This window comes from Vibrio sp. UCD-FRSSP16_30, from assembly GCF_001676025.1.
Taxonomy (GTDB): Bacteria; Pseudomonadota; Gammaproteobacteria; order Enterobacterales; family Vibrionaceae; genus Vibrio.
Map to the genome: position 1 here is coordinate 105,367 of NZ_LZFW01000005.1, position 12,873 is coordinate 118,239.

At 44.1% G+C, this 12,873-nt stretch carries 4 protein-coding genes; all 4 read left to right on the top strand.

The features are described from left to right. The first annotated feature begins 123 nt into the window (after positions 1-123). On the top strand, positions 124-1,779 hold the full coding sequence (locus tag A9260_RS04695; protein ID WP_082957056.1) for an ABC transporter transmembrane domain-containing protein: 1,656 nt from the start codon (positions 124-126) through the stop codon (positions 1,777-1,779). Then, a complete protein-coding gene (locus A9260_RS04700; protein WP_068696698.1) occupies positions 1,779-3,836 on the top strand; it encodes an ATP-binding cassette domain-containing protein in 2,058 nt (685 codons plus the stop codon). Before A9260_RS04695 ends, A9260_RS04700 begins: the two co-directional genes overlap by 1 nt. Positions 3,837-3,886: 50 nt before the next feature. Further along, positions 3,887-5,203: an HlyD family type I secretion periplasmic adaptor subunit gene (locus A9260_RS04705; RefSeq protein WP_068696700.1), complete on the top strand. Its 1,317-nt coding sequence runs from the start codon at positions 3,887-3,889 to the stop codon at positions 5,201-5,203. Between the two features lie 12 nt (positions 5,204-5,215). Then, positions 5,216-12,873, top strand: a 7,658-nt coding sequence (locus A9260_RS04710; protein WP_156684001.1) for an Ig-like domain-containing protein, incomplete at its 3' end; no start/stop codon positions are given.

Below are 12,873 nucleotides of genomic sequence, written 5' to 3' on the forward strand. Positions count from 1 at the left end.
GGTCTTATTTTTGATAAGTAAGTTTTTAATTATGGGGTGATAGGTCGGGGCATTACACTTGTTAATAAGAGGTAGAAGCACTAAAATATTTCACTATTTTAATTCCACTATATTGGATAAAGAGTGAAAAATAAAAAATTTAAGCTTTTCTTTGGTGGAAGCAATACTTATATATTAATAATAATCTCATTGTTTATCAATATATTATCTTTGGCTATGCCATTTTCAATGTTGCATACCTACGATCGTATTTTACCTAATCAAAGTTATGATACAGCCACTATATTATTTGTTGGCGTGCTTATCGCTATTACTTTAGAAGCTATTTTACGTTATTTTCGTAGTTGGTTATTAGCTGCATCAGGTGCTAATTTTGAACTGCATACAGCTAAAGATGTTATATCCTCATTATTTAAGGGGAATTATCAAAACATTGCGAAAATGAATGTTGGACGTGTATTTAATGGTGTTTCTGCAATATCCAATATTCGTGATATGTATTCAGGGCAAGCGCTATTAGCGTTGGTGGATTTGCCTTTTGCTGCATTGTTTTTTTGGCTTGTTTATTTCATCGGTGGAAAGCTTATTTGGGTTCCAGTGATGGTATGGCTTGCTGTGGGTGTCATGATTCTCGTGTTAGGCCGCAAGCTAACAAGGCTTACCCATGATCTTTCATTAACTGAAAGTCAACGATCTCGTATTTTTATTAAGGTTTTTTCTGGGTTAACGGCGATTAAAGCTACGGCTCAAGAAACAACACTTTTTAATCAATTTCGCCGTACTAACTATCGTATTCAACAGCAGCAGAAGCAAGTCGACTGGCTGTCTATTCGCTTACAAGAGTGCATCGGTGGCGCCTCTCAATTCACAACACTTGCGATTATATTCCTTGGCTCAGTTATGGTTATTTATGGAGAGATGACTGTCGGTGGATTGACTGCATGCTCTATTTTAGCTGGCCGTGCAGTCGCACCATTAAGCTCATTGATTGGTCTCTATACGCGAGTTGCGGCAGCTCAAGTTGCTAAGAAAGAAGTCCAAGATCTTATTGATTTACCCGAAGTTCAGTTTGCCAATAAGGTGAAAATTGAAGATAAGCTTGAGGCTGAAGAGATTCATTTTGATGATGTTGAGATGGATGTGGTTAGTAAAGTATTAGTATTCAAAGATATCACGCTTCCTAAAAACGGCCTTATTAAGGTGACTTCCAATGCTCTATTTTTTGCTTCTGAGGTATTGTCCTTAGTTGCTGGACTGGAGCCACCTCGTCAAGGTTCAGTCAAAATAGGGGGCACGAATCTTTATGATTACAACTATGAACAATTTCGTGAATCCGTCGTGCTCTCTAGTGCATGGCCAACCTTATTCTCAGGTACGGTTCTGGAAAATATGACCATGTTTACTCCTGCTCTAGAAAATAAAGCGATGGAGATTGCCGATGAGTTAGGTATCACCACAATGTTGGCTGAATTATCTTCTGGATACCAAACGCGGATTAATGAAAGTGGCACGGATTCGTTTAATAAAGGGGTAATTAAACTTATTGCCTTGGTTCGTGCATTTGTTCAAGAGGCTACCATTATTGCGTTAGAGCAACCATTTTTGTCTCTTGATATTACATCGTCAGAAAAACTGACTCACTATCTTATCTCGCAAAAATCAAAGCGTACAATTTTGATCTCTAGTTATGCAACGCCACTTGATGATCATTTTGATGGTGTACTTAGCATAGATACTGATGGGATAGGTCATTTTGATTTGTCTCAAGGTGGTTTGTAATGAATAAAAATAGTGAACACTTTGATACGTTAAAGCGCACCTCTATTGCGCTTCTTAAACAAGTCGGGATGAATGCTCAGGCGAGAAACCTGACAAGAAACCCCACTCTCGAGCGTATGACGCCTGTAGATTTATCTGAGCAATTAAAGAAGTTTAATATTACTTTTACGGTTAATAAGGCTCATAGAAATCAACTTGAAGAGAGCTATCATCCTTTTATTGGTATTCGAACGGCTGAAAAAGATTCAGAAAACGAGTACCAAGCATCTCTATTCCGTCATAGAGGGAAGAGATACGAGATTAATCTTGTTGGTTCAAATACCTGGGAAGAAATAAGCTTTGAAGAGATTCAAAGTTTTTCTCATATTATAGTTTTAGAAACGCTTCCTAGTCGTCAAATAAATATTCGAACATATTTAAAAGAATTAAATCAACGCCGTAAGTGGTATTGGCCTGTTTTGATTTTGACTTTGATGTCGACTATTACTGGATTATCCATTCCTTTATTTACCATGACAGTATATGACAAGGTTATTGGCTCACATTTAGTCATGGTATTACCTCAAATTGCAGTTGGGGCTGTTATTGCACTATTTATTTATGTTGGGGCAAGGCTGCTACGTGGATATATATTATCTAAAACAGTTACTGAGTTTGTTCGTGAAATTGCCAATATAACTTTCTATAGATTGTGTTATATACCGCTGATGCTATTAAGCCGAGTTGGTATTACCAATCATATCAATCGTATGAAAAACACCGAACGAGTACGCTCTATATTAGCTGGTACCGTTGGTGGCAGTATGCTTGATTTACCGTTTGTCGTCATAGTGTTAGTTGTTATTGCACTGTTGGCGGGGTGGTTAGTATTAGTGCCAATATGTATGTTGGTGCTTAATTATATTATATCGTTACTACTGACTAAATATACTAATGCAGCGTTACCCTTAATTTACAATGAGCATCAAGATGCAGTAACTGAATTATCAAGAAATATTCTTTTCTTGAAATCGGGAGGGAGTGCGAGTGGTTGGATTACTAACTTGCACCGCGTTAATCGAGAAAATGCCAGACAGAACTTTTTGTTTGCGAAACGTAATGGCTTGTTTGCAGCCGTTAGTCAATTTATGGCGATGGCAACAGGATTAACTACCATTTTTGTCGGTATTTTTTTAGTACTTAATCAGTCAATCACGTCAGGAGCGCTAATCGCTTGTGTCATGCTTATTTGGCGAATTACCGGCCCGGCATCAATGGCGTTTTCTTCTTCACTTAAATTCACCATGATACAAAGTGCGATTAAGCAATTTGATGGATTCTTAAGTGTTCCCACTGAGAATAATGAATTGCGGTTGGATATTCCCAATATTCAACAAGCACCAAAACTATTATTTAAAGGTGTGACTTTTCGATATTCAGCCGAAGGTTCTCCAGCACTTAGTAATGTTGAAAGCAGTATTGAGAATGGTTCGATTGTCGCCGTTATTGGACCAAATGGTTGTGGTAAAAGCACCTTGTTATTAACAGCCCTTGGGGTGATAGAACCTCAAGCTGGGTTTGTTTCGGTGAATGAAAGCAACATTCGTCAATACGATCCAAGTGTCTTTAGGGGGTGGTGCTCTTATGCGCCTGCAGAAACGAATTTAGTGGAAGGATCTTTGGCTCAAAATATAAGAGCGGTTAAAGCAGATGCGACAGACGCAGATATTTTAAATGCCTTAATCCAAGCGGGTGCTCAGCCTCTTCTTGATATTGTGGGTGGGGACATCAATCAAGATCTATTTGATGCGTGCAATATCATGATGTCGTCACTTGAGGTTGAAGCCATCGCTTTGGCTAGAGTGATTATTAGTGACTCTAATTTCATTTTAATGGATGAACCTATTTCAAGTGGTAATCCAGTCGTCAAAGCTGCGTTCTCTAAGTTTTTAGATAGCGCGAAAGGAAGTAAAACCGTCATTTTCTCTACACATGATCAATCAATTTTAGAGCATGTAGATCAAGTCATCGTTATGGATAAAGGAACCATCGCATATAGCGGGCCAGTTTCAGGTTAGCGTCTTTAGATGCTAGTGATGAAACAAATATTACAATTAATGAGGTACATATGAGCAATTCAAACCGTGACTGGCCAGAGCACGAATTTTCAAACACCATCGAATCCTCTAGAGATCGCCGCATCATTCGTTGGGTTGCATTGTTTATTTGTGTATCTATCGCCGGATTGGTGTTGTGGTCTACTCAAGCTGAGGTTGAAGAAATCTCTAAGAGTAAAGGTCAAATTGTTCCCCTAGGGCATAAGCGAGTTATCCAGTCTGAGCATGGCGGTACGATTTTCTCAGTAGATGCACAAGAAGGCGGAGTGGTCTCAAAAGGTGAAAGTTTGGTTCATTTTTCTTCTGTGGTCAGCGTATCGACCAAAGAAGAACTTGAAGCAAAAAAAGCCAATTTAGAAATGAAATTGCTGCGTTTTGATGCCTTTATGCGTGGCACTACCCCAGATTTCAGCAAATTCGATAGTAAATATAGCAAGTTGATATCAAGCCATTTAGATGCGCTGAATGATATGAACAAAAAACGAGATGCCATTATTCGAGTAACAGCGGCAGAAATTGCTAAAACTCAGGCAGAGGTATCGGGCTTATTGCAAGAAGAGCCAGTACTACGCTCTCAGCTTAAATCGTCAAAAGATGAACTCGACATGATGAGCCAGCCTGGGGTGGGTGATGCGGTGTCAGAGGTGCAACGCCTTGATACCAAACAGAAATATGAATCACTACTACGTCAGGTAAAAGTACTGAAAGGGAAGCATGACGTACTCAATAAAACCTTAGTTCATCTTCAGCAACAGTCACTACAAAAAAAAGCAGAGTTAGTTGCCGAAGTATCTGAAAAACGAACCGAAGTTCAAACTGAATTAATCCAAGCTCAAGCCAGATTAAGAAAAAATACCAATGAGGTGAAGGCTGATACGGTGAGAACACCTGTCGATGGTGTCATCCAGTCTATTCCTAGTAAGTCGGTAGGGAGTGTAGTTAAACCCGGTGGCACTGTTGCTGTCATTGTCCCTATGACCAAACAAGGCTTAATGGAAACTAAATTATCCCCACGCGATGTTGGTTTTGTTCGAGTAGGTGATGTTGCGAGAATTAAAATTGATGCCTTCGATTATAGCCGATACGGCACATTGCTTGGCATTGTTACGCATATTTCCCCAACCACGGATCAAGATGAGCGTGGTGGAGTTTATTACAAAGTGAAAATAGCTATCGAAAAGCCCTATTTTACAAAGGGTTCAACAGATTTGAAAACGATTCCAGGTATGACAGGTGAGGCCGACATTATTACGGGCAAAAAAACTGTTTTTGAATATTTATGGAAACCCGTATTTACCAATGTTACTGGCGCGTTTGGCGAGAGATAAGGAAAGAAAAAAATGTCTAAGACTACAAAAACACCACAAGACAAAACTATCTCTAAAGCGAAACAGCAACAGAAACAAGCAGAGAAGTTAAAAGCGTCAGAGTTTCGTGTACAAGAGAATGAACTGGGAAGGCCGGTTGTTGATATTGTTGCTGCTCAGTCGGTATCTCATTCGCACACTGCACGCGCATCGGTTCAAAATCCACAGAGTGAGTTGCCGGCAGCGCAATCAACTGAGCATATCAGTCATCCAGTGCTAACGCAGCATGATGTGGCAGCTCCTGTCTTTATCGGCAAGGTAGTACCTCAGAATAATAGCGATCACACACAATTCCAACATTCTCAAGTTGTGACTCCACATGGTGTTGTTGAAGTGCATTCTAATGGGGTATTTCAGGTTTTCTCAGTAGGTCCCACTCTTGTTAGTGGCTCTGCACCCATTTTAGTTCATCAGATGGTTGATGGGCATGCTGTTGGTCACTCTTTTACCATGGTTAAAAGTGGTGCCGGTATTTCAATTATTTCTGGAGATACTGCGGCTGTTGTTACCGAAGATGTTGCGGTACAAGCTGGCCAGTTGGTTGCAAGTGGTGTACTTGTTGAAAGTGCGACTAGCTTAAAAGGGTTTAATGACTCTGATCTTCAAGGCGTATATGGTCATTTCCAACTAGATAAGCAAGGCCACTGGCAGTATTCTGCCAATGATCTCGATCCACGAATTCAGGCATTGAAGCTAGGGGAGACCCTAACTGAAGTTGTTCCTGCCTCAAGTAATAGTGGTTGGAATCATGATATTACGATTGTGATTCGAGGCACTGAAGACAAAGCGATTATTTCTGGGGCTGGTGTTGGTCATGTCATTGAAGATACTGATGTTCAGGCTGGAAATCTGCATACAAAAGGTCAATTTAATATTACTGATTCAGACCATGATGATGCATTCTTTCGTCCGTTAAATGTCTCAGCCCAGCATGGTGAGTTTACCATGGATGAGGATGGGCATTGGTCATTTTCTGTTTTAGATAGTGATAAAGCAATTCAGCAGCTTGGTGTTGGTGAGTCATTCTCAGAAACATTTGCGGTGACATCAAAAGATGGCGGTACTTCTCACGATGTTGTTGTAACCATTTCGGGTATTAATGATGTCCCAGTGCTATCAGTAGTACAAAATGATCATACAGCAGGTACATTAAATACGGCAGACATAGATACTACGGACACTCATACTTATGGTATCTCAGGTGGTACTACATCAGGTCAATCGGTCGTCGCTAAAGGCACATTTGGGGATTTAACTTTAGATCCTAAAACCGGTGATTATCACTATACCTTGCATGCCGATGCCATCCATCAAGGTATGAATTACAATGCAAAAACACACACCTATACGGGGCATGATACCTTTGAGGTGAGCACCGATGATCATCATGGTGGAGTAGATACTAAGTTCATTACTTTTGATCCAACAGCAACAATCACGGCTCCAACTTCTGCTGGTGGTCACCCTACCGTTACCACAACAGTGCCAACAATAACTGGCGTAAGTACCTCCGCGTTAATTACCCCCACTTTAACCCCAGCGCAACCAACGGTGACGTTAACGGGTTTAACACCAAATACTGATACAGGTTCAAGCAATACCGACGGCATTACCTCTAACTCTAAGCCAACGGTAGTCGGCCATACTGATATTCCTTATTCATACGTTGATATCACAGATGGTGTCGGCAAGGTGGTGGGTTCAGGTTATACCGATGCCAATGGGCACTTTGAAATCGCAATTGATTTAGCTAAACCTACTTCTTTTGGGGGGGATACGCATCATCTAAGTGCTAAAGTCACAGACCCATCGGGCCATGATAGCCATACCACTACGGATTTACCGGTAGTGATTGATCAGTCAGTGAATGCACCAGATGCAACGAATACGGTGACGGAAGATCATCAACCATCAGCCGCGGGGGAGCTTATTCCTCATGCCGAACACGGTGATGTGGTTACGGCGGGTGATATTCAAGGTCAGCATGGCAAGTTCCATCTTGATCAAAATGGTCATTACACGTATCAGTTAGATAACAAAGCCGCTCAGCATTTAGCGGAAGGTGAGAAGATCACCGATCATACACCGTACACAGTGACGGATGTGGCAGGTAACACCAATACTGGCGATCTGACTGTTACGATCCTCGGGACCAATGACAAACCTGTCTTATCTGTGGCGCAAACCACGCACATTGCAGGCACATTACAAACAGCCGATGTGGACAGCAAAGATTCGCACACTTATGGGGTGAAAACGGGCGCAGCTTCTGGCCAGATGGTTATCGCTACAGGCACCTTTGGTGATCTGAGCTTAGATCCAAAAACAGGTGATTATCACTACACCTTACATGCTGATGCTATCCATCAAGGCATGAGCTATGACGCAAAAACATACACTTACTCAGGTCAAGATACCTTTGAGGTGAGCACCGATGATCATCATGGTGGGGTAGATACTAAGTTCATTACTTTCGAACCCACTGCAACGCTTAGCAAGCCATCAACGACTGGCGGTCAACCAACGGTCACCACTACAGTTCCAACGCCAACGAATGTGAGTAATACGGCGCCAACAGTGCCAACTCAATCTCCGGCACAACCAACGGTGACGCTAACAGGTTTAACGTCAGCAACAGATACAGGCTCAAGCAATACCGACGGTATTACCTTTAACGCGACCCCAACGGTGGTCGGTCATACCGATATTCCATTCTCCCATGTTGATATCACCGATGGCACAGGCAAGGTAGTCGGCTCTGGCTACACCGATGGCAAGGGTCATTTTGAAATCCAAGTAGATTTAGGCTCATCCATTTCTACAGGGGGGGATACTCATAATCTAGGTGCTAAAGTTACAGATCCATCGGGACATGATGGTCAAACAGTGACGGGTTTACCTGTTGTGGTTGATCAACACACAGTGGCAAGTGTTGTAATAACAGATGGAGCGAATCTTGACGGGGTTATTAATAACGTAGAGCAAAGCAAAGCTCATATTACAGGTACCATTGAAGCAGGCGCACATCTTGATAGCCTAGTGGTAACGGACAGTCAAGGTCATAGCGTAACCGTTGATACTTCTCACGTTAAGGTTAAAAGCGATGGCTCTTTTGAGTTGAATGTGGAATTAACCAAAGCAAATGGTGAGTCGGGCGCCGCTTCACAGCTTGTGGATGGTGATTTGAGTGTTGCAATACATTCAACGGATATCGCGGGTAATAGTACAGATGCGACTTCAGCTCATATTCAGTTAGATACCACAACGGCAGTACCTACGCTCAATGGACTGGCCAACCCAACGCATAACTCGAACAATACGCCGCCAATCACGGGCAGTGCAGAGCCTAATGCTATCGTTACCATTAAAGATAATGGCGCGGTGATTGCCACTGTCACAGCGGATAAAACCGGTGACTTTAGCTTTACGCCATCAAAACCGCTGCCTGATGGGGACCACAGCTTTACTGCCAGTGCGATAGATACCGCAGGGAACCATTCAAAAGACAGTCAGCCATTGATTACGCACATTGATGCTTCCATCGAAGCACCAAAAGTGACTCTGACCGATGGGAATCACAGCGATTCCATCAATGCTACCGAGCAAGCCCATGCCACGTTATCGGGTGAGTTGACGGATATTGTCATCGATAGCACTACGAAGGTAACAGAGGTTGTCATTACTGATAGCGCTCATAAGCAAGTGGTATTAACACCACAGCAGCTTGCTACGCTCAATGGCAATGTAGATCATCAAACAGGTCACTTTAACCTTACCGATGTCGATCTTACCAGTCTTACCGATGGCGACCTAACTGTTACGTTGACAGCAACGGATGCGGCAGGGAACCACAAAGATGGCAGTGCAACCGCGCATCTTGATACGACCATTTCAAAACCTGTAGTGGATTTGACCAATGGCTCAGACAGTGCCGGCGCGAACACGGCAGGGACTGACACAGATAATTTGACCAAGGACACTAATCCAACGTTTACGTTAGGTAGCATTGACCCTGACGCACAATCAGTAGAAGTGTTCATTGATGGTAGCTCAGTAGGTCAGGCTACTAACACTGGTGGTCAGTGGCACATTCAGGTGGACCCTGCGAACCCACTTTCAGAGGCATCACATGATGTCACAGCGAAGGTGACCGACAAGGCAGGTAACACCAGTACGTCTGATGCATTGACGGTAACCGTTGACACACATACCGACGCCACCGTTGCCATCACCGATGGTACGGCAACGACAGACGCTCACCATGACGCCGTAATTAATCATGACGAGCAAAGTCATGCGCACATTACAGGTACCATTGAAGCGGGCGCGCATCTTGACAGCTTAGTGGTGACAGACAGTAAAGGGAATGCGGTAACGGTTGATACCTCTGCGGTTACCGTTAATCCCAATGGCACTTTTGAGCTTAATGTCGATTTAACCAAAGCCAATGGTGAGTCGGGCGCCGCTTCACAGCTTGTGGATGGTGATCTGAGTGTTGCAATACATTCAACGGATATCGCGGGTAATAGTACAGATGCGACTTCAGCTCATATTCAGTTAGATACCACAACGGCAGTGCCTACGCTCAATGGACTGGCGAACCCAGCGCATAACTCGGATAATACACCACCAATCACGGGCAGTGCAGAGCCTAATGCTATCGTTACCATTAAAGATAATGGCGCGGTGATTGCCACTGTCACAGCGAATAAAACCGGTGACTTTAGCTTTACGCCAGCAAAACCGCTGCCTGATGGGGACCATAGCTTTACTGCCAGTGCAGTAGATACCGCAGGGAACCACTCAAAAGACAGTCAGCCATTGATTACGCACATTGATGCTTCCATCGAAGCACCAAAAGTGACTCTGACCGATGGGAATCACAGCGATTCCATTAATGCTACTGAGCAAGCCCATGCCACGTTATCGGGTGAGTTGACGGATATTGTCATCGATAGCACCACGAAGGTAACAGAGGTTGTCATTACTGATAGCACTCATAAGCAAGTGGTATTAACACCACAGCAGCTTGCTATGCTCAATGGCAATGTAGATCATCAAACAGGTCACTTTAGCCTTACCGATGTAGATCTTACTAGTCTTACCGATGGCGACCTAACTGTTACGTTGACAGCAACGGATGCGGCAGGGAACCACAAAGATGGCAGTGCAACCGCGCATCTTGATACAAGTATATTAAAACCATCGGTTAAATTTGAAAAAGCAGGTTCAGATGGTATTTATAATGCACAAGAAGTGGGTACGGATGGCACAGTAACAGCCACCATTACCCCAGCTACGGATGCACAATCTGGTGACGTACTGACGTACACCGTTGGCAATGGTCAAACACAAACCCATACATTGACCGACACCGACTTACACTCAGGATTTAATGTAGAAGTACACCCTGGCGAGTCAGTCAGTGCAACCGTGACGGATGCGGCAGGAAATACATCACCGGCAGGTGCAGGCACAGCAGCGACAGCCGATCTTGGGGCGAATGCGCCAAAAGTTGACTTTGAATCAGCCGGTAAAGATGGCATTTATAACGCAAAAGAAGTGGGTACGGATGGCACAGTAACAGCCATCATTACCCCAGACACGGATGCAAAATCTGGTGACGTACTGACGTACACCGTTGGTAGTGGACAAGCGCAAACCCATACATTGACCGACACCGATATAAAATCTGGATTTAATGTTGAGGTCATTCCTGGCGAGTCAGTCAGTGCAACCGTGACGGATGCGGCAGGAAATACATCACTTGCAGGTGCAGGCACAGCAGCGAAAGCTGATGTCGATATTCTTGCACCAAAAGTAACTCTTACGGATGCTAATCACAGCGATTCCATCAATGCTACTGAGCAAGCCCATGCCACGTTATCGGGTGAGTTGACGGATATTGTCATCGATAGCACCACGAAGGTAACAGAGGTTGTCATTACTGATAGCGCTCATAAGCAAGTGGTATTAACACCACAGCAGCTTGCTACGCTCAATGGCAATGTAGATCATCAAACAGGTCACTTTAGCCTTACCGATGTCGATCTTACTAGTCTTACCGATGGCGACCTAACTGTTACGTTGACAGCAACGGATGCGGCAGGGAACCACAAAGATGGCAGTGCAACCGCGCATCTTGATACGACCATTTCAAAACCTGTAGTGGATTTGATCAATGGCTCAGACAGTGCCGGCGCGAACACGGCAGGGACTGACACAGATAATTTGACCAAGGACACTAATCCAACGTTTACGTTAGGTAGCATTGACCCTGACGCACAATCAGTAGAAGTGTTCATTGATGGTAGCTCAGTAGGTCAGGCTACTAACACTGGTAGTCAGTGGCACATTCAGGTGGACCCTACGAACCCACTTTCAGATGCATCACATGATGTCACAGCGAAGGTGACCGACAAGGCAGGTAACACCAGTACGTCTGATGCATTGACGGTAACCGTTGACACACATACCGACGCCACCGTTGCCATCACCGATGGTACGGCTACGACAGACGCTCATCATGACGCCGTAATTAATCATGACGAGCAGAGCAAAGCACACATTTCAGGTCAGATTGAAGCGGGAGCGCACCTTGATAGTGTAGTGGTGACGGACAGTAAAGGGAATGCAGTGACGGTTGACACCTCAGCCGTTACAGTTAATCCCAATGGCACCTTTGAGCTGAATGTGGATTTAACCAAAGCCAATGGTGTATCAGGCGCCGCCTCACAACTTATTGATGGTGACTTGAGTGTTGCGATACATTCAACGGATAAAGCAGGGAATCCCTCACCTCAAACAACGGTTCATATTCAGTTAGATACGACAACGGCAGTGCCTACGCTCAATGGACTGGCGAACCCAGCGCATAACTCGGATAATACACCACCAATCACGGGCAGTGCAGAGCCTAATGCTATCGTTACCATTAAAGATAATGGCGCGGTGATTGCCACTGTCACAGCGGATAAAACCGGTGACTTTAGCTTTACGCCATCAAAACCGCTGCCTGATGGGGACCACAGCTTTACTGCCAGTGCGATAGATACCGCAGGGAACCACTCAAAAGACAGTCAGCCATTGATTACGCACATTGATGCTTCCATCGAAGCACCAAAAGTGACTCTGACCGATGGGAATCACAGCGATTCCATTAATACTACCGAGCAAGCCCATGCCACGTTATCGGGTGAGTTGACGGATATTGTCATCGATAGCACTACGAAGGTAACAGAGGTTGTCATTACTGATAGCGCTCATAAGCAAGTGGTATTAACACCACAGCAGCTTGCTACGCTCAATGGCAATGTAGATCATCAAACAGGTCACTTTAGCCTTACCGATGTCGATCTTACTAGTCTTACCGATGGCGACCTAACTGTTACGTTGACAGCAACGGATGCGGCAGGGAACCACAAAGATGGCAGTGCAACCGCGCATCTTGATACGACCATTTCAAAACCTGTAGTGGATTTGACCAATGGCTCAGACAGTGCCGGCGCGAACACGGCAGGGACTGACACAGATAATTTGACCAAGGACACTAATCCAACGTTTACGTTAGGTAGCATTGACCCTGCCGCACAATCAGTAGAAGTGTTCATTGATGGTAGCTCAGTAGGTCA

Bases quoted from the DNA above. Each gene is read 5' to 3' on its own strand.
- A9260_RS04700 (WP_068696698.1), top strand. From the start codon at position 1,779: ATGAATAAAAATAGTGAACACTTTGATACGTTAAAGCGCACCTCTATT.
- A9260_RS04705 (WP_068696700.1), top strand. From the start codon at position 3,887: ATGAGCAATTCAAACCGTGACTGGCCAGAGCACGAATTTTCAAACACC.